Below are 18,383 nucleotides of genomic sequence, written 5' to 3' on the forward strand. Positions count from 1 at the left end.
TCACCCGTTCGAGATTTCGACCAGCCGGTCAAGCACCTGCAAGGCGCGGCCGCTGTCGATGGCCTGCGCGGCGATCGCGATGCCGTCGCCAAGCGTCGTCGCCTTGCCCGCAATCACCAGCCCGGCGCCGGCATTCATCAGCACGGTGTCGCGATAGGCGCCGGCAGCTCCGCCCAGCATATCGCGCAACGCACTGGCGTTGTAGGCGGCGTCGCCGCCCCGGAGATCGTCCTTGGTATGGCGCTTCAGCCCGACCTCTTCCGGGGTCAGCGTGAAGCTGCGGATTTCGCCGCCAACCAGTTCGGCGACCTGCGTCTCGCCGGTGGTGGTGATCTCGTCATAGCCATCGCCGTGGGCGACCCAGGCATGTTCGGTGCCCAGCGCCTTCAGCGTCTCGGCCACCGGCATGACCCATTCCGGCAGGAACACGCCGACCATCTGCCGCTTGACGCTGGCCGGATTGGAGAGGGGCCCGAGCAGGTTGAAGATGGTGCGGGTGCCGAGCTCGACGCGGGTCGGGCCGACATGCTTCATTGCCGGATGGTGCGCGGGTGCGAACATGAAGCCGACGCCGGCCTCGTGGATGCAACGGCCGATGAACTCGGGCGAGAGGTCGATCTTGACGCCAAGCGCGACCAGGACATCGGCGGCGCCGGTCAGCGAGGACAGGCCGCGATTGCCGTGCTTGGCGACCGGGACGCCGCTGGCGGCAATGACGAAGGCCGAGGCTGTCGAAATGTTGACGCTATGGGAATTGTCGCCGCCGGTGCCGACGATATCGATCGCGCCTGGCGGCGCCTCGACGCGAAGCATCTTGGCGCGCATGGTGGCGACGGCACCGGAGATCTCACTCACCGTCTCGCCGCGCACGCGCAGCGCCATCAGGAAGCCGCCTATTTGCCCGGGAGTCGCGTCGCCCGACATGATGATGTCGAAGGCCTCGCGCGCTTCCTCGAAGGAAAGCGCGCTGCCGGTCGCGACCTTGGCGATATGGGTTTTCAGCGCGCTCATCTTGTCGAGGCTTGGGCGACGGCGGCCTGGTCGACGCGGACGTCGTACTGCGTCTGCAACTGCGCCACCAATTGGTCGAGCAGATCGTCGGACATGCCGGAGGTGAAGGATTTCTGCGCGTCCTCCGGTACCGAGCTGGCATCGGCCCCCGCTGGTTCGAACACTTCGGCGACCTTGAACAGGATCTGTCCGTCGCCGGTGGGCGAGGGGATCAACCCGGTGCCGCCTTCGCCGACGCCGAACATCACAGCTGCGCCTTCCTTGCCGAAGTCCGCATCGTCGGCTTCACGCCTCAGACCGCGCTTGGTCTGCTTCTCCAGCTTGAGCTCACCGGCGATGACGTCCAGCGTGGCGCCGGCCTTGAGCCGCTTTTCGAGTTCGTCCGCCTTGGCGGCAAGGCGCTTGGTGGTCTCGGCGGCCGTCCAGTCGGCGACGACTTTCTTGCGGACCTCATCCAGCGTCCGGTCGCGAGCCGGCGTGACCGAACCGACCTCATAGAAGATGAAGCCATTGTCCGCCGTGGTCAGCCCGTCGTTTTCAGTGTTGGGTTCGGCATCGAAGACGGCCTTGATCAGCTCCGGCGATTCCGGCAGGTCCTTGACGATCGAACCGTCCGGCCTGAGGCCTGAGCGATCGATGGCGTCGATCGTGATGTCCTTGAGCTTCAGCTTGGCCGCCGCGTCGGCCAGCGAGCTGCCGGAGGCGCGGGTGTCCTCGTAATTGTCGTGCACATCCAAAAGGATGCGGCTTGCCTCGCCAAGCGCCAGGTCCTTGCGGATCTGGTCCGACACCTCGGCCAGCGGCTTCACGACTTCGGGCTTGATCTCGGTAACGCGCAGCAGCACCGGACCGAAGGCGCCCTGGACAACCGGGCTGACTTCGTTGGCGTTGAGCGCGAAGGCCGCGTCGGCGACCGCCTTGTCGGCGATCTTGTCCTTGGCGAGCGTGCCGAGCAACGTGTCGGCCGGCGTCTTGCCTTCGGCCGCGACGAGCTTGTCGAAGGTGGCGCCCGCCTTGAGCGAATCAAGCGCGGCCTTGGCCGCGTCCGGCGTCTTGAACACAAGCTGCTCGATGGTGCGCATTTCGGGCGTCGTGTAGCGCGCCTTGTTCTTGTTGTAGTCGTCGCTGACCTGTTGGTCGGTGACGGCGGTCGTATCCATGATGTCCACCGGTTCGAGGCGGACATAGGAGAATTTGCGGTATTCAGGCGCGGCGTAGGTTTTCTTGTTGGCCTCGAAATAGGCCTGAAGCACGCTGTCACTCGGCGCCTCGACTGGCTCTACGAGCGCCTTTGGCAATGTCAGATAGTCGACCGTGCGGTCCTCGCCGCGATAGAGCGCGACCGCCTTGAAGAAAGTGTCCGGCGCCTTGAGGCCGTCCGAAACCGCCTCGACGATCTGCTGGCGCACCGCCACCTGGGCGCGGTTCTTCAGATAATCCTCGGGCCGCATGCCGACCTCGTGCAGCATGTATTCGAACGTCCTTCTGTCGAACTGGCCGCTTGGGCCTTTGAAGGCCGGATCCTCGCGTGTCAGTTCCGCCAGCCTGTCCTTGGACAGGCCGAGCCCCAGTTTCCTTGCTTGTTCGTCGAGAACGGCGCCGGAAACGAGCTGAGCCAGGATCTGGTTGTCGATGCCGAGCCCCTTGGCCTGTTCGTGGGTCAGGCGCTGGCCGAACTGCTGCGACATGACGGCCAGCTGGCGATCGTAGGCGAGGCGGTATTCGTTGATCGACACCTTGGTGCCGCCGGCGGTTATCACCGAATCGTGGCCGGCAAAGCCGCCCATCAGGCGCCCGGAAATGCCCCAGGCGGCGAAACTGACCACCAGGAGCGAAAGCAGTGTCTTCGCGACCCAGGTACCCGCCGCGCTTCTCAATGTACCAAGCATGGTTACTTCCGATTTATGCGCATTTTCGCATGCGCCGAGTCTGAAACAAGCGCAATAGCGCCCTTCCGGTCCACTGTCGATTGCTTTGTGGCCTGATTTTGGTAGTGAGGGCCAGAGCCAGATATTGCCCGGAGAAGCAGACCATGACGCCAGGAATTCGCCCGCTCGTCGCCGGCAACTGGAAAATGAACGGCACCAGTGCCTCGCTGAACGAACTCAGGATGATCGGCAACGGGTTCATGAGCGGGCTCGATGCGGAAACCGAAGCCCTGGTCTGCGTTCCCGCGACGCTGCTTTCCCATGCCGCGGAGATTCTTTCGCGCACGCCGGTCCATGCCGGCGGCGAGGACTGCCACGCCAAGGAAAGCGGCGCCTACACCGGCTGCATCTCGGCGGAGATGCTGAAGGATGCCGGCGCGAGCCACGTCATTGTCGGCCATTCCGAATGCCGCGAACAACGCGGCGAGGACGATGCGACGGTCCAGGCCAAGGCCACCGCCGCATGGCGCGCCGGGCTCGTGGCCATCGTTTGCATCGGCGAGACACAGCAGGAACGCGAGGCTGGAGCCACGCTGGAGGTGCTGTCGCGCCAGGTCGCCGGCTCGGTGCCGCCAAGCGCCACTCCGTCCAACACCGTCATTGCCTATGAGCCGGTATGGGCGATCGGCACCGGCCTGACGCCAACCGCGGCCGACGTTGCCGAAGCGCATGCGCATATCCGCGAAAAGCTGGCGGAAAAGCTCGGCGCCGTAGCCGCCAAAATGCGCATTCTCTATGGCGGCTCGGTCAAGCCATCCAACGCGGTTGAACTGCTGGGTGTCAGGAATGTCGATGGCGCGCTGGTCGGTGGCGCCAGCCTGAAAGCGGCGGATTTCCTTGCTATCGCGGAAGCCTATCGCAGCATTTCAGGATGAGATTTGCGACGATGGACGCGTCGCGGCGCGTCCAAATTCGTTGCAAAGGTGGCGTTGCTTCCCATATTCCGGCCACGGGCTTGGAAATGCCGTGAAAGCATTGTATTGAGCCGCCTCCAATTCACCGGTCGTGTTCGCGGCCGGGCAAGGCCTTGCCAGGATAAACTATGCAAACCGTACTGATCGTCATCCATCTCATGGTCGTGCTCGCCCTTGTCGGCGTGGTGCTGCTGCAGCGCTCCGAAGGCGGCGGCCTTGGCATTGGTGGCGGATCGGGCTTCATGACCGCGCGTGGCGCTGCCAACGCGCTGACCCGCGCGACTGCGATCCTGGCGGCTGCGTTCTTTGTCACATCGCTGACCTTGTCGATCATTGCCCGCTACGGCGAGAAGCCGATCGATATCCTCGACCGCGTTCCCGCGACATCGGGTGAAGCCGGCAAGGGCGTGCTCAACCAATTGCCCGGCACGACCACCCCGGCACCCGCCGGCAACGCCACGCCGACGCCGCCATCCGGCAACGATGCCGCGACGACGCCTCCGGCAAAGGCTCCGGCCACCGCGCCGGCCGCCGGCTCGACGCCGCCGGCAGGCAATGGCACCACCAACACCGCGCCGGCCGCCCCCCAGGTTCCGAACCAGTAGCTTCCGCTCGCTCAAAACCGCGATCTGTGATCGTTTGAACACAGTCGCGGCAAATGCTGCGCAATCACGAAGATTCGACGGGTAGTGGTGCTGCCTCGCGCTTGAGGCATCCGCATTTATTCGACTATAGATTGCACGCGGCATTTTCGGTGTCCTTGGGGGACGCCGGGCGACGCCGTGGGCAACCAGCATTGAACGATCGGATCTTCGCCATGCAGCTTCGCAGCTTCATTTTCCTGGGACTTTGCGCCGCACTCGGCCTCAGTTCCCCGGCTTTGGCCGGCATGCCGGCCAATATGGCCGCCAATCAGTCGGTCGACAGGACCGACGCCATCAATATCGCAGTCAAGAGCGATGCGGCGCAGTTGAGGCTTCTCAAGAAGAAGAAAAACCCGACTCCGGACGATCTCGCCCAGATCAAGAAGATCGAGGCCAAGATCGTTGCCAACAAGGAGGACGCCAAGGCCAAGGCGCTTGAAGCCAGGAAACTGGCGATGCGCGAAGCGGCCAAGGCGAAGGCCGAGGCAGCACGCCAGGACTTCCTGGCAAAAAGGGGCCAAAGTGCCTCTGCCACTGAAGTGGCCGAAGCCAAGCCGGCCAAGAAGACCGTCAAGGTCATCGAGCCGATTGAACCGATCGCGCCGATCCAGTCGGCCGAGCCGCTCCCGGCCGAGGCCATGAACGTCGCCTTGACCGGCAACAATGGCGAGTTGCGCAGCGAGGTCATCGGCGGCCAGAAGCAGCCGAGCGGTGGTCTGTTCGCCGGCCTGTTCGGCGGGACCTCGTCATCCGGCTCCTCGATCAGCTATCTGCCCGAGACGCGCGCGCTCGACTCGGCGCTTGCCCAGAAGAACGCCAAGAAGCCGTTCAAGGTGAAGCCGGAATTCGTGCCTCAGGACGTCGAATTCACGGGCTACGATGCCGGCACCATCGTCATCGACACCAGTGCGCGCCGGCTCTATCTCGTCGAATCATCGACCACCGCGCGTCGCTACGCCATCGCGGTCGGCCGTGAAGGCCTGCAGTTCAAGGGCACGGTCGCCGTCGGCGACAAGCAGGAATGGCCGCGCTGGATCCCGACGCTGGACATGCAGAAGCGCGAGCCGAAGCACTACGCCCAGTACAAGGACGGCATGCCCGGTGGCGGCCAGAACCCGCTCGGCGCACGCGCCATCTATCTCTATGACGGCAAGAAGGACACGCATCTGCGTATCCATGGCACCATCGCGCCGCAGTCGATCGGAACCAGCGCCTCCAACGGCTGCTTCCGGATGATGAACGAGCACGTCATGGACCTTTACAGCCGCGTCAGGGTCGGTACCAGAGTCGTCATCATCTGACGTTTCCACCATCATGCCGAAAGGGCCGGCTCAGCCGGCCCTTTTGTTTTGCCTTGCTCACGACCAAGCCTGTTCGGTCGTGATCCCCGGACAAACCGAAACCGTTTGTCTGGACAAACCGAAACCGTTTGTCCGGACAAACCGAAACCGTTTGTCCGAGAAAACCGGATTCCACTTTTCGGGATCATGGTCCGAGCGCCTTTTTGGGAAAAAGCCTTCGCGGCGGTTTTTTCTCTGGCGGAATCAATCCGGCCGCGTTAAGCGATGACTCCCATGGCGCGATATGTATTCATCACAGGCGGCGTGGTTTCCTCACTTGGAAAAGGCATAGCCGCAGCGGCCCTTGGGGCTCTCCTGCAGGCGCGAGGCTATCGCGCACGCATCAAAAAACTCGACCCTTACCTCAATGTCGATCCCGGCACGATGTCGCCGTACCAGCACGGCGAGGTGTTCGTCACCGATGACGGTGCCGAGACCGATCTCGATCTTGGCCACTACGAGCGCTTCACCGGCCGCTCGGCCAATCAGCAGGACAACATCACCACCGGCCGCATCTACAAGAACATCATCGAGCGCGAGCGGCGCGGCGATTATCTCGGCGCAACCGTGCAGGTCATTCCGCATGTGACCGATGAGATCAAGAATTTCGTTCTCAACGGCAATGACGATTATGATTTCGTGCTGTGCGAGATCGGCGGCACGGTCGGCGACATCGAGGCGATGCCGTTCCTCGAGGCGATCCGCCAGCTCGGCAACGACCTGCCGCGCAACAACGCCGTCTACGTGCACCTGACCTTGATGCCCTACATTCCGACGGCGGGCGAGCTGAAGACAAAGCCGACCCAGCATTCGGTCAAGGAACTGCGCGGCATCGGCATCGCGCCCGACATCCTGCTGGTGCGCGCCGACCGCGCCATTCCCAAGGAAGAGCGCCGCAAGCTGTCGCTGTTCTGCAATGTCAGGGAAAGCGCCGTCATCCAGGCACTCGATGTGCCGCATATCTACGACGTGCCGATGGCCTATCACAAGGAAGGGCTCGATTCGGAAGTGCTGGCCGCCTTCGGCATCGATCCGGCGCCGAAGCCGCGCATGGAACCCTGGCAGAAGGTGTCCGACCGCATCCACAATCCGGAAGGCGAGGTGACCATCGCCATCGTCGGCAAATACACCGGCCTCAAGGACGCCTACAAATCGCTGATCGAGGCGCTCTCGCATGGCGGCCTGGCCAACCATGTCAAGGTCAAGCTCGACTGGATCGAGAGCGAGATCTTCGAAAAGGAAGATCCGACGCCATGGCTGGAAAAGGTGCATGGCATCCTGGTTCCCGGCGGTTTTGGCGAGCGCGGTTCGGAAGGCAAGATCCTGGCGGCGAAGTTCGCGCGCGAACGCAAGGTGCCGTATTTCGGCATCTGCTTCGGCATGCAGATGGCCTGCATCGAGGCGGCGCGTTCGCTGGCCGGCGTCGAACACGCATCCTCGACCGAGTTTGGCCCGACCGAGGAACCGGTCGTCGGCCTGATGACCGAATGGCTGAAGGGCAACATGCTGGAGAAGCGCCGTGAAACCGGCGATCTCGGCGGCACGATGCGGCTCGGCGCCTATCAGGCCGAACTCGCCAAGGGCTCGAAGATCGCCGACATCTATGGCGATACGCAGATTTCCGAGCGCCACCGCCATCGCTACGAGGTCAACGTCGATTACAAGGAGCGGCTCGAGGATTGCGGCCTGGTGTTTGCCGGCATGTCACCTGACGGCGTGCTGCCGGAAACGGTCGAGTATCCCGACCATCCCTGGTTCATCGGCGTCCAGTATCACCCCGAGCTGAAGAGCCGGCCGCTCGATCCGCATCCGCTGTTCGCCAGTTTCATCGAGGCGGCGGTCGAGCAGTCGCGCCTGGTCTAGGCATCGTCAAGCGAGACCGCGCCTCATGCAGACCTATGTCGCGCTCCTCTACAGCATCATTCTGGGCGAGGGGCGCCGGGTCGTCATGTCGGACCTCAAGGCGATGGCGGAAAACCTTGGCCTGAAGAACGTTCGCACGCTGGTTGCGACCGGCAACCTTGTCTTCGAGAGCGAAAAAACCTCGATCGCCGCACTTGAAAAGCGGCTGGAAGCGGCGTTCGAAAAGGCCTTCGGCCGCCACGTCGACATCATTGTCCGCAGCAGCGGAGATTGGCTGAAACTGGCTAGCCGCAATCCATTCCCGAGAGAATCGGTGGACGCCGGCGACCAGGTCGCGGTGCGCGTGATGCGCAAACCCGTGGCCGAAGACGCCCTATCGGGACTCCAGGCCCGTGCCGCCGAGGACGAGAAGGTGGTTCTGGTCGGCGGCGACATATGGCTGGTGTTCTCGCGGGAGAGGCCAGGCTCGCGGCTGCTTGCCGCCGCCAGTCACAAGCGCATGGGCATCGGCACGTCGCGCAACTGGAACACGGTGCGCAAGCTGGCCGAGATGGTTGGCAGTAGGCAGTAGGCAGTAGGCAGTAGGCAGTAGGGAAGCGGTCTGTCTTCCCTAGCTCCTACTGCCTACTCCCTGATTTTCAAGCCTTCGCCATCTTGGCGCCGGCACTCACGGCTGCGGTGCGCAGCACGTAGTAGATGACGCCGGCAATCGCCACGCCGAAGAACCAGCCATAGACACCCCACCAGGACGGCAGCCAGTTAGTGAAGTTGGGCAGGATCGACGAGAAGAACGCGCCGATGCCGGCGGCGATGAAGGCGTTGACGTGCCAGCCGCCCTGGAAGCGGAATTCGCCATCCTCACGATAGAGCGCCTCGACATCGACCTCGCCTTTGCGGATCAGGTAATAGTCGACCATCATGACGCCGAAGATCGGTCCCATCGTCGCGCCGATGACGTTGACGAACGAGGCGGCACTGCCTTCCCACGGCGCGAAGGGGTAGAGCACAAGCGCGATCAGCGCTGCGATATAGCCGCCCTTCTTGAAGTCGATCTGCCTGGGAAAGACGTTGGAGAAGTCGAAGGCCGGCGAGACGAAGTTGGCCACGACATTGATGCCGAGCGTCGCCACCGCGAAGGTCAGAGCGGCGAGAGCAGCCAGGAACCAGCTGTCGAACTTTGCCGAGATCTGGTCGGGGTGCAGCAGCACTTCGTGATAGACGTCGTAGGCGGCAATGGTGGTGACGCCGGCGACCAGCGAGAACAGGATGAGGTTGACCGGCAGGCCCCAGATGTTGCCCTTGCGCAGTGCAGCCTTGTCCGGCGCGTAGCGTGCGAAATCGCAGAAGTTGAGATAGAGCGCCGAGAAGTAGGTCACCCAGATCGCTGCGACCGCAAACAGCGAGGTCCACGAGCCCGGCTCACCCGGCACGCCGGCGTCCTTGGTCTTCTCCTTCAGCACATCCATCGGGATGTCGCTGGTGAAGGCGAAGGTTCCGGATTTGACGCAGAGATAGATCGCCAGGATCAGCATCATCACCCAGACCGCAGGCCCCGCCCAATCCTGGAAGCGGCGCACCGTCTCCATGCCGCGCTGGATGATCAGCAGTTGCAGCGCCCAGATGACGACGAAGCAGATCACTTCCAGGCCGGAATGGCCGAGGAAATGTGTGTTGGCGTTGAAATCGGCAAACCATTGCGAGCGGATCAGCAGCGCCACGATCGCGCCGGAGGCGGCGGCCGTTTGCGCGCCGTACCAGAAGCAGGCGACGATGGCGCGCACAAGCGCCGGTATGTTGGCGCCCCAGATGCCGAAGGAGGCGCGGGCCAGCACGGGGTAGGGCACGCCAGTCTTGACGCCGGCATAGCCGACCATGTTCATCAGCACGTAGATGATCAATGACCCGATGCCGATGGCGATGATGAAGTTGACGAAGCCGCCGCAGAACAGAAACAGGCTGGCGGCGAGATAATAACCCCACAGGCTGTGAACGTCCGACGTCCAGACGTTGAAGATCGAGAATGGTCCCCAGTTTCGAACCGTAGCCGGAGCGAGGTCCTCATTGTATAGGTCAGGCGATGCGCCCTGTATCGTCATTGCAATGTTCCCCTTTTGCAAAAAACGCGCCCTCACGCGTTGACCGCAGAGGTTACGCCTGACGCAGGGGAACCGACAAGCAACCAATTTGCCGGCTTTGGCCTTAAAGATATTCAATGCGAACCGCGATTATCGAGGGATCGTAAAGGTGGGTCGCTGTTGAACCCTAACGATCGGTGATTCGACTGTCCAATGCATGTCGCCGGTTTTGGGAGAACGACATGCATGCGCGACGCGCTTAGGTGATGGCCATCGCGCGCTTGTGGTCCTCGACTTCGGAAAGCAGCCAATCCTGAAACAGGCTGGTGCCCGGCTTGTTGCCGATGCTGCGACGCTGATGCAGGTAGATGCCGGCCGGATAGGTGTGGCGGGCGCGAAACGGGGCGACAAGCTTGCCTTGCTGCAGAAAATCCTGTGCCATCATCGTGTCGGCAAGCGCGATGCCAGCGCCGTTGACCGCCTCGCGCATGATCAGTGTGCAATCGTCCAGGGTCGTGCTGGATTTCGGCGATGTCTCCAAAACGCCTTCCTGCTCCAGCCAACGCTTCCACCTCATCGTCTCGCATTCATGGATCAAGTGGTGATTGACCAGATCGGCAGGCGATCGCAGCGGCACCGGCCCTTCGAGCAACGAGGGCGCGCAGATCGGCGTCAGCAGCAGCGGGATCAACAGCGTCAAGGCCGGGCCGGCCTTGTAGACGAATTCGTCGACGATGGCCAAATCGAAGTTGGCGCGCTTGCCCGAACTCGAGATCTCCAGATCGACGGACGGATGCAGCCGGCGAAAATTCGGCAGCCGGTCCGCAAGCCAAAGATTGAGAACAGCCGGCACGCACAAGACCCGGACACGCTGGGTCCGGCCGTGGCTCGGGCCATCGGAGAAGCTGACATCGTCGGTGGCGCGCCAGATGGCCTCGAATGCTTCCGAGAGGCTGCGCGCATAGTAGGAGCCCCTGATGGTCGGCGTGATCTGGCGAAAGCCGCGTTCGAACAGATCCTGGCCAAGATTCCGTTCAAGTGCACGGATGTGGCGGCTGACGGCAGAGGGTGTCAGGTGCAGTTCTTCGGCCGCGTCCTTGACGCTGCCAAGACGTGCGGCGGCCTCGAAGGCGCGCATGCCATTGAGTGAAGGTAAGGCCATTGCCCGATCATGAATTGTCAGTTGAGTTTTTGTCAATCGACATGGACAAAATTGGCGTTTGATCACCAGGGTCCTTCGGGGATACCCAGAAGGCAAGAGCGACCAAGTCGCCATCAGAAAACGATTATTTGGGGCCCCCGGCACCATTCCACCAGTGGCAGAGACCGGCCTGATCGGTTTTCCACCGCTGGCGGGCGAAGCTTTGCGCAAAGCGGCGCTGAGGCCGGGGCAAAATGGGAGAATGACTGCTTATGCCTCAATCGCCAGTGCCGGTCTTTGAAGCGGCCGACGAGATTTCGGCTGAAGCCTCTGTCGTCGTGATCCTGCAAACTGCCCAGACAGGCTTTGGTCCACGGGCAGCGGCGCTGGATGTCGAGTTAAGCGGGATTTTGTCCCGTGCCTGCTCCGACCCGGACGCTTTGGCCGAGTCTGGCACCTGCATCGATGTGATCGCTCCCCAGACCGTATCGGCCCGGCGCATCATCGTTCTCGCTTTGGGCAAGGCTGAGGCTCTAACCGCGCTGTCACTGGCGCGTGCCGGCGGTTTGCTGGCCGTGCATCTCGAAGGCAAGAGCGAGTGCGCGGCTACCTTGCTCCTGGATCCGATCGCCGGTGTCGACCTGCCGGGCGCGGACATCCTGGCGCGCGTGGCGCTCGGCATGCGGCTGCGGCGCTATCGCTTCGACATGCGCAACCAACGCCAGGGCGCCGGCGCGGATCGAACCCTGCGTGTGCAACTGGTCGGCGCAAGCGGCGCCGAGCTAACCCCGGCGCTGGCACGGATGAACGCCATTGCCGACGGCGTCGAATATGCGCGCACGCTGGTCAACCTGCCGCCGAACCATCTCCATCCCGACAATTTCCACGATCACCTGGAGCCGCTGCGCGAAGCCGGCATCGACGTCGAGATCCTCGATACGGCGAAGCTCGGGGAACTCGGCATGAATGCGATCCTGGCTGTCGGGTCAGGGTCGGTAAGGCTGCCGCGCGTTGCTGTCCTGCGCTATCGCGGCAAGGGTGCTCCCGCGCAGCCCATGGCTTTCGTCGGCAAGGGCGTATGCTTTGACTCCGGCGGGCTCTGCATCAAGCGCGGCGAGCAGATGTTCGACATGAAGGCCGACATGGGTGGTGCGGCCGCCGTTGTCGGCCTGCTGATAGCACTGGCCCGGCAAGGCAGCCCTGTGCATGCTGTCGGCATTCTGGGCATTGCCGAGAACATGCCGTCCGGCACCGCGCTGAAGCCGCGCGACATCATCACGACGGCTTCGGGACAGACCGTGGAAGTGTTCGACACGGACGCGGAAGGGCGCCTGATCCTGGCCGACTGCCTTTACTATGCGGCTTCGCGCTTCAACCCCTCGGTGATCGTCGATCTGGCGACGCTGACCTATTCGGTGATGCGCGGCCTCGGATCGATATTCGCCGGTCTGTTCAGCACCGACAATGCCATCGCGACGCAGATGATCGCGGCCGGGGAAACGGTCGGCGAGCGTTTCTGGCAGTTGCCGCTCGACCGGGCCTACGATGAGGGGCTGCAGTCGCCATTCGCCGATATGCGGCACCACGCCAAGGACATGGAAGATGGCGACGCGCCCTATGCGGCGGCGTTCCTGCGCCACTTCACCGAGGATCGGCCCTGGGTGCATCTCGACATAGCCGGCAAGGAAATGGCCGACAAGGATCAGCCGCTCGGCCGGGAAGGCGCCACGGCGTTCGGCGTGCAGATGCTGGAAGAATGGGTCCAGGCCAACCGCAAGATGAACTAGGCGCCCACGGACAACGACAAGATGCCTTTCAAACATGCAAGGAGCCGGGATGTCGTCTGAGATCAGCAGCAGGGAAGGGCGGGCCGTCTTCGGCAGCTACGAAACCTGGTATCGAATCTCCGGCGAACTGGATACCGACAAGGCCCCAATCGTGATCCTGCACGGCGGTCCGGGTGTCGCCCACAATTATGTCGATGCCTACAAGCTTCTTGCCCGAAGGGATCGCGCCGTCATCCACTACGACCAGTTGGGTTGCGGCAATTCGACTTTGTTACCCGATAAGGGCGCCGACTTCTGGACGCCCAGGCTCTTCATCGACGAGCTTGAAAACCTGGTCGACCATCTCGGCATTCGCGCGGGCTTCCATGTCCTTGGCCAAAGCTGGGGCGGCATGCTGGGCGCCGAATATGCGGTGACGCGGCCGAAGGGTCTGAAGTCGCTGACCATCGCCAACTCGCCGGCTTCCATGAAGCTGTGGGTCGAAGAGGCCAACCGGTTGCGCACCGACCTGCCCGGGGATGTCCAGGAGACACTGACCCGCCACGAGCAGGCCGGCACGACGGACCATCCGGCCTACCAGGCAGCAACGATGGTCTTCTACGAACGGCATGTCTGCCGGGTGGTGCCTTTTCCGCCCGAGGTAACCGAGACCTTCGCCCAGGTCGTGCGCAATCCGACGGTCTATCATGTGATGAACGGGCCCAACGAGTTCCATGTCATCGGAACGCTGAAGAACTGGAGCATCATCGATCGCCTGCCGGCTGTCGATGTTCCGACGCTGATCATCTCCGGACGCCATGACGAGGCCACGCCCGCGACCGTGCAGCCCTACAAGGACGGCATCAAGGGATCGCGCTGGGAGATATTCGAGCATTCCAGCCATATGCCGCATGTCGAAGAGCAGGACCTGTGCATGCGGGTGGTGGGAGACTTCCTGGACGACAACGACAACAGAGAAAAGGGGAACTAAGCATGAAGAAACTGCTTCTGGCGGCGTCAGCCGCGGCATTGCTGGCCAGCGCATGGCTGGCTCCGGCGCAGGCCGAATATCTCAAAGAGCACCGAGGCGGCACCATTCGCCTTCTGGCCCGCTCAGCGGCGGGAACACTCGATCCGCACATCAACTACACCGACCAGGGCTGGCAGATGTACCAGCCGATCTATGATGGCCTGGTCGCCTTCCGCAAAGCCGAGGGCATGGACGGCTTCACCATCGTACCCGACCTCGCCGAGGCGCTGCCGCAGGTCAGCAATGACGGCAAGACCTTCACCTTCAAGCTGCGCAAGGGCATCAAGTTCTCCGACGGCCATGATCTCAGTGTGAAGGACGTCGTTGCGTCCTTCCAGCGCATCTTCAAGGTTTCCGGGCCGACCTCCGGCACTTTCTATGCCGGCATTGTCGGCGCCGACAAATGCCTGGCCGACACCAAGAGCTGCACGCTTGAAGGCGGCGTTGTCGGGGATGAGGCCGCCGGCACCGTCACCCTCAACCTCACCAAGCCTGACGCCGAGATCCTCTACAAGCTCGCCTTGCCGCACGCCGTGGTGCTGCCGGCGGACACGCCCGCGGAAGACATGGGCTCCAAGCCGATTCCCAGCACCGGCGCTTACATGATCTCCGCCTTCGACCCCAACAAGGGCATGACGGTGTCGCGCAACCCCAATTTCAAGCAGTGGAGCGAAGACGCGCAGCCGGACGGCTATCCGGATGTCGTCCAATATGATTTCGGCCTGTCCGAGGAAGCGGCCGTCTCGGCGATCCAGAACGGCGAAGCAGACTGGATGTTCGATGCGCTGCCGAGCGATCGCCTCGGTGAACTTGGCAGCAAGTCCATGGACCAGCTGCACATCTCACCGCTTTCGGCGTGGTGGTATGCGCCGCTGAACAACCGTCTCGCGCCGTTCGACAACGAAAAGGCGCGCCAGGCCGTTGCCTATGCGATCGACCGCAACACGCTGGTCAAGCTGTTCGGCGGCAAGGTGCTGGCTTCGCCGGTCTGCCAGGTCCTGCCGCCGGACTTCCCCGGCCACGAAGATTATTGCCCCTTCACCAAGAACCCTGGCGCCAAATGGTCGGCGCCCGATCTCGACAAGGCAAAGCAACTCGTCGAGGAATCCGGCACCAAGGGCCAGAAGGTGACCATCATCGCCGAGGACACCGCCATCTCACGCTCCATCGGCGTCTATCTGCAGAGCGTGCTGACCACCATCGGCTATGTCGCCGACGTCAAGCCGATCTCGTCCAATATCCAGTTCACCTACATCCAGAACACCAACAACAAAGTGCAGATGTCCATCACCCAGTGGTACAAGGACTATCCGGCGGCTTCCGACTTCCTCAACATCCTGTTCTCCTGCGCTTCCTTCCGTGAAGGGTCGGACGCTTCGATCAACATCGCCGGCTTCTGCGACAAGGATATCGACGCAAAGATGCAGAAAGCGCTCGATCTCGGGGTGACCGACCAGAAGGCTGCAGACAAGATGTGGGCCGAGATCGACAAGCAGATCACGGACAAGGCGCCGGCTGTCGGCCTGTTCACACCGAAGCGGCTTGACTTCGTCAGCAAGCGCGTGGGCAATTTCAAGTTCAACCGGCAGTTCAACTGGATGATCACCCAATCCTGGGTGCAGTGATGGCCTGGGTGCAGTGATGGCCTGGGTGCAGTAACGAACTGCGGAGAGGGGCGCGTCCGTGTCGAACCAAGTCGCTGCCATGCCGCGCAAGACGCGAGGGCCCTGGGCTGTCGCATTTGCGAAGCTGGCAAGGAACAGGGCCGCCATGGCGTCCCTGGCAGTGTTCCTCCTTATTGTCCTGGCTTGCGTCAGTGCGCCTCTCTATGCGCACTGGGCGCAAGTCGACCCTTTCGCCTCGACGCTCGACGCCGTCATCCAGATCGATGGCGCCGACGTCGCGGTGATGGAGCCGTCGACGGAGGGGCTGGGCCTTGGCTATACGCCGCTCGGCCCGACCTGGCGGCTCGGCAATTACTTTCTCGGCGCCGACAGCCAGGGGCGCGACGTCATGGCCAGGATGCTCTATGGCGGGCTGAGTTCGCTGTTGATCTCCGGCGCCGCCACAATCTTCACCCTGATCCTAGGCACGTCAGCCGGACTGATCGCCGGCTATTTCGGCGGCATCACCGATACGGTCCTGTCGCGCCTCCTGGATGTGTTGTGGGCGTTCCCGATCTATCTTCTGGCGATTTCGCTTTCCATCGTCACCATCGCGCAAGGCATTTCGATCGGCCCGATCGAGATCGAATCCGGCAGCCTGTGGCTGCCGGTCATCATCATCGGCATCGTCTACGTGCCTTATGTGGCGCGCCCCATACGCGGGCAGGTCCTGTCGCTGCGCCGCAGCGAATTTGTCCACGCCGCGGTCAATCTGGGCGTGCCTGGATGGCGCATCCTGTGGCGCGACATCCTGCCCAACATCACCACCACGCTCATCGTCTTCGTGCCGCTGATGATGGCGCTGAACATGCTGACGGAATCGGCGCTCTCCTTCCTGTCGATCGGCGTGCAGCCGCCGGCGGCGAGCTGGGGCACAATCATCCAGGACGGACAGGCATTGCTCTATACGCGGCCGCTGGTGGCGCTGGCGCCGGGCCTGGCGATCGCGGTGTCCGTCATGGCGCTCAACGTCTTCGGTGACGGCCTGCGCGATGCGCTCGACCCACGCTCCAAAGTTCGGCTGGGGCGCGACTGATGATCTACGCGATCCTGCGCCGCTTCGGTCAGATGCTGTTCGTGATGTTCGGCATCTCGGTCATCGTCTTCCTGATCTTCTTCGCGACGCCGGGCGCCGATCCGGCGGCGCGCATCGCCGGCCGCAACGCGTCGCCCGAAGTGCTGGAGGCGGTGCGCCACAGCTTCGGCTTCGACCGGCCGCTCTACGTCCAGTACGTGACGATGATGGAGAAGATCTTCGTCACCGGCGATCTGACCTCCTTCGTCAACCGCGGCTGGAAGGTGGTGCCGGCCGTGCTGGATTCGATCCCGGTCACGCTATCGCTGGTGTTCGGGGCGGCGATCCTGTGGGTGGTGGTGTCCATCATCATCGGCATCATCGCCGCCGCCACGCGCGACAGCTGGCTGGACAAGGTTCTGATGGCGCTGGGACTGCTCGGCATTTCCATGCCGGTCTATTGGCTGGGCGAGGTGATGAACCTGATCACCCAGAGCCGCTACCACGACAGTTGGCTGTTCTCCTGGGTACCGCCGCTCGGCTACAAGAATTTCTCGGACGATCCCAAGGGCTGGTTCCTGACGCTGGTCATTCCGTGGATCACGCTGGCCATTCTCTACATCGGCATCTATGGGCGCGTGCTGCGCGCGGCGATCATCGAATCCCTGCAGGAAGACTATATCCGCACGGCCCGCGCCAAGGGCCTGTCGGAAACCCGCATCCTGCTGCGCCACGCGCTGCGCACGTCGCTCATCGCATTCGTCACGCTGTTCGGTCTCGATTTCGGCGCGCTGGTGGGTGGCTCCGCCTTGCTGACGGAGGTGGTGTTCGGGCTGCACGGCATCGGCAAGCTCACCTATGACGCGCTGCAGAATCTCGATCTGCCGATGATCATGGCAACGGTGATGTATGCTTCCATGTTCGTGGTCATCGCCAACGCGGTGGTCGATTTCGTCTACATCCTCCTCGATCCCCGCCTGAGGACGTCATGATACTGTCGGTGCGTGACCTCAGAGTATCCTTCCGGACCGATGACGGCCTGGTGCGGGCCATCGACGGCGTTTCCTTCGATCTTGGGGAAAGCGAGATTCTCGGCGTCGTCGGCGAATCCGGTTCCGGCAAGACCGTATCGCTGCTGGCCGTGATGGGCCTCATCACCGACCCCAATGCCGTCATCGAGGGCTCGATCCGTTACAAGGGCCGCGAGTTGGTGGGACTGCCGGCGCGCGAACTGAGGCGCCTGCGCGGCAACGAGATCGCGATGATCTTCCAGGATCCGATGACGGCGCTGACGCCGGTCTACACGATCGGCTGGCAGATCGCCGAGCAGATCCGCGCACATCGAAATATCAGCAAATCCAAAGCGATGGAGCGCGTCGAGGAACTGCTGGCCGAGGTGAACTTTCCCAACCCGCACGAGGCGATGTCGCGCTACCCGCACCAGCTTTCCGGCGGCATGCGCCAGCGGGCGGTGATCGCAATGGCGCTGTCGTGCAATCCGGCCCTGCTGGTGGCGGACGAGCCGACCACCGCGCTCGACGTCACGGTGCAGGCCGGCATTCTCGATCTCGTGCGCAAATTGCGCGCGACGCATAAGTCGGCCGTGGTCTTCATCACCCATGACATGGGCGTGGTCTCCGAACTCGCCGACCGCGTCATGGTCATGTATGCGGGCCGCGTGGTGGAACGGGGCAGCCGCATGGAACTGTTTTCCGATCCGCGCCACCCCTATACGCGCGCGCTGCTCGGTTCGATTCCGCCGCTGACCGGTGAAAAACCGCGCCGCCTGCCGGCCATTCCCGGCTCGCCGCCGTCGCTGCTGCGCTTGCCGCAGGGCTGCGCTTTCGGTCCGCGTTGCCCGGTCCACTACGAACCCTGCGCGACCGGCAAGCCCGACCTCGGGGCTGGAGCCCACGCCGCCGCATGCTTCCGGGCGGTGCAGGCATGAGCGGAGCAATGATCGACAAAGAATCGATGGCCGACAAGGAACCG

General features: G+C 62.9%; 15 protein-coding genes. 11 read left to right on the forward strand and 4 right to left on the reverse strand.

Annotation, left to right across the window (positions count from 1 at the left end; translation table 11 throughout):
- Positions 1–1,011 carry an anthranilate phosphoribosyltransferase gene (gene trpD / locus MESOP_RS21220; RefSeq protein WP_013895392.1) on the reverse strand — a complete coding sequence of 337 codons (1,011 nt, stop codon included), beginning with the start codon at positions 1,009–1,011 and terminating at the stop codon, positions 1–3.
- Positions 1,008–2,900 carry a SurA N-terminal domain-containing protein gene (locus MESOP_RS21225; RefSeq protein ID WP_013895393.1) on the reverse strand — a complete coding sequence of 631 codons (1,893 nt, stop codon included), beginning with the start codon at positions 2,898–2,900 and terminating at the stop codon, positions 1,008–1,010. The genes trpD and MESOP_RS21225 overlap by 4 nt, the downstream gene beginning before the upstream one ends.
- Before the next feature lie 143 nt (positions 2,901–3,043).
- Between MESOP_RS21225 and tpiA the strand changes: the two genes are divergently transcribed.
- The 5 genes from tpiA to MESOP_RS21250 all read left to right on the forward strand — a co-directional run bounded on the left by tpiA (position 3,044) and on the right by MESOP_RS21250 (position 8,271).
- Positions 3,044–3,814: a triose-phosphate isomerase gene (gene tpiA / locus MESOP_RS21230; protein ID WP_013895394.1), complete on the forward strand. Its 771-nt coding sequence runs from the start codon at positions 3,044–3,046 to the stop codon at positions 3,812–3,814.
- A gap of 167 nt (positions 3,815–3,981) precedes the next feature.
- On the forward strand, positions 3,982–4,458 hold the full coding sequence (secG, locus tag MESOP_RS21235; RefSeq protein ID WP_013895395.1) for a preprotein translocase subunit SecG: 477 nt from the start codon (positions 3,982–3,984) through the stop codon (positions 4,456–4,458).
- Positions 4,459–4,670: 212 nt separating this feature from the next.
- Positions 4,671–5,798, forward strand: coding sequence for a L,D-transpeptidase (locus tag MESOP_RS21240; RefSeq protein ID WP_013895396.1), 1,128 nt, complete (start codon positions 4,671–4,673; stop codon positions 5,796–5,798).
- Positions 5,799–6,062: 264 nt separating this feature from the next.
- Positions 6,063–7,700 carry a CTP synthase gene (locus MESOP_RS21245; RefSeq protein WP_013895397.1) on the forward strand — a complete coding sequence of 546 codons (1,638 nt, stop codon included), beginning with the start codon at positions 6,063–6,065 and terminating at the stop codon, positions 7,698–7,700.
- A 25-nt stretch (positions 7,701–7,725) separates the two neighbouring features.
- Positions 7,726–8,271 carry a DUF1697 domain-containing protein gene (locus MESOP_RS21250; RefSeq protein WP_013895398.1) on the forward strand — a complete coding sequence of 182 codons (546 nt, stop codon included), beginning with the start codon at positions 7,726–7,728 and terminating at the stop codon, positions 8,269–8,271.
- A gap of 67 nt (positions 8,272–8,338) precedes the next feature.
- Here MESOP_RS21250 and MESOP_RS21255 read toward each other — a convergent pair whose 3' ends face one another.
- Positions 8,339–9,796, reverse strand: coding sequence for an NCS1 family nucleobase:cation symporter-1 (locus tag MESOP_RS21255; RefSeq protein ID WP_013895399.1), 1,458 nt, complete (start codon positions 9,794–9,796; stop codon positions 8,339–8,341).
- A gap of 238 nt (positions 9,797–10,034) precedes the next feature.
- On the reverse strand, positions 10,035–10,937 hold the full coding sequence (locus MESOP_RS21260) for a LysR substrate-binding domain-containing protein (protein WP_013895400.1): 903 nt from the start codon (positions 10,935–10,937) through the stop codon (positions 10,035–10,037).
- 251 nt (positions 10,938–11,188) lie between these two features.
- On the opposite strand from MESOP_RS21260, the gene MESOP_RS21265 reads away from it, so the two are divergent.
- From MESOP_RS21265 to MESOP_RS21290, 6 genes are read left to right on the forward strand one after another with little or no spacing between them, the layout of a single operon-like run.
- Positions 11,189–12,703: a leucyl aminopeptidase gene (locus MESOP_RS21265; RefSeq protein ID WP_013895401.1), complete on the forward strand. Its 1,515-nt coding sequence runs from the start codon at positions 11,189–11,191 to the stop codon at positions 12,701–12,703.
- A gap of 49 nt (positions 12,704–12,752) precedes the next feature.
- On the forward strand, positions 12,753–13,673 hold the full coding sequence (locus MESOP_RS21270) for a proline iminopeptidase-family hydrolase (protein WP_013895402.1): 921 nt from the start codon (positions 12,753–12,755) through the stop codon (positions 13,671–13,673).
- A 2-nt stretch (positions 13,674–13,675) separates the two neighbouring features.
- Positions 13,676–15,337 carry an ABC transporter substrate-binding protein gene (locus MESOP_RS21275; RefSeq protein ID WP_013895403.1) on the forward strand — a complete coding sequence of 554 codons (1,662 nt, stop codon included), beginning with the start codon at positions 13,676–13,678 and terminating at the stop codon, positions 15,335–15,337.
- A 58-nt stretch (positions 15,338–15,395) separates the two neighbouring features.
- On the forward strand, positions 15,396–16,412 hold the full coding sequence (locus tag MESOP_RS21280) for an ABC transporter permease (protein ID WP_041164208.1): 1,017 nt from the start codon (positions 15,396–15,398) through the stop codon (positions 16,410–16,412).
- Positions 16,412–17,383: an ABC transporter permease gene (locus MESOP_RS21285; RefSeq protein ID WP_013895405.1), complete on the forward strand. Its 972-nt coding sequence runs from the start codon at positions 16,412–16,414 to the stop codon at positions 17,381–17,383. The genes MESOP_RS21280 and MESOP_RS21285 overlap by 1 nt, the downstream gene beginning before the upstream one ends.
- The gene (locus MESOP_RS21290) at positions 17,380–18,339 is read left to right on the forward strand and encodes an ABC transporter ATP-binding protein (RefSeq protein WP_013895406.1); all 960 of its coding nucleotides are present in this window, start codon (positions 17,380–17,382) and stop codon (positions 18,337–18,339) included. The genes MESOP_RS21285 and MESOP_RS21290 overlap by 4 nt, the downstream gene beginning before the upstream one ends.
- Positions 18,340–18,383 lie beyond the last annotated feature (44 nt).

It is taken from the genome of Mesorhizobium opportunistum WSM2075 (assembly GCF_000176035.2).
Taxonomy (GTDB): Bacteria; Pseudomonadota; Alphaproteobacteria; order Rhizobiales; family Rhizobiaceae; genus Mesorhizobium; species Mesorhizobium opportunistum.

Coding starts and splice junctions, on each gene's coding strand:
- trpD (WP_013895392.1), bottom strand. CDS start 1,011: ATGAGCGCGCTGAAAACCCATATCGCCAAGGTCGCGACCGGCAGCGCG.
- MESOP_RS21225 (WP_013895393.1), bottom strand. CDS start 2,900: ATGCTTGGTACATTGAGAAGCGCGGCGGGTACCTGGGTCGCGAAGACA.
- tpiA (WP_013895394.1), top strand. CDS start 3,044: ATGACGCCAGGAATTCGCCCGCTCGTCGCCGGCAACTGGAAAATGAAC.
- secG (WP_013895395.1), top strand. CDS start 3,982: ATGCAAACCGTACTGATCGTCATCCATCTCATGGTCGTGCTCGCCCTT.
- MESOP_RS21240 (WP_013895396.1), top strand. CDS start 4,671: ATGCAGCTTCGCAGCTTCATTTTCCTGGGACTTTGCGCCGCACTCGGC.
- MESOP_RS21245 (WP_013895397.1), top strand. CDS start 6,063: ATGACTCCCATGGCGCGATATGTATTCATCACAGGCGGCGTGGTTTCC.
- MESOP_RS21250 (WP_013895398.1), top strand. CDS start 7,726: ATGCAGACCTATGTCGCGCTCCTCTACAGCATCATTCTGGGCGAGGGG.
- MESOP_RS21255 (WP_013895399.1), bottom strand. CDS start 9,796: ATGACGATACAGGGCGCATCGCCTGACCTATACAATGAGGACCTCGCT.
- MESOP_RS21260 (WP_013895400.1), bottom strand. CDS start 10,937: ATGGCCTTACCTTCACTCAATGGCATGCGCGCCTTCGAGGCCGCCGCA.
- MESOP_RS21265 (WP_013895401.1), top strand. CDS start 11,189: ATGCCTCAATCGCCAGTGCCGGTCTTTGAAGCGGCCGACGAGATTTCG.
- MESOP_RS21270 (WP_013895402.1), top strand. CDS start 12,753: ATGTCGTCTGAGATCAGCAGCAGGGAAGGGCGGGCCGTCTTCGGCAGC.
- MESOP_RS21275 (WP_013895403.1), top strand. CDS start 13,676: ATGAAGAAACTGCTTCTGGCGGCGTCAGCCGCGGCATTGCTGGCCAGC.
- MESOP_RS21285 (WP_013895405.1), top strand. CDS start 16,412: ATGATCTACGCGATCCTGCGCCGCTTCGGTCAGATGCTGTTCGTGATG.
- MESOP_RS21290 (WP_013895406.1), top strand. CDS start 17,380: ATGATACTGTCGGTGCGTGACCTCAGAGTATCCTTCCGGACCGATGAC.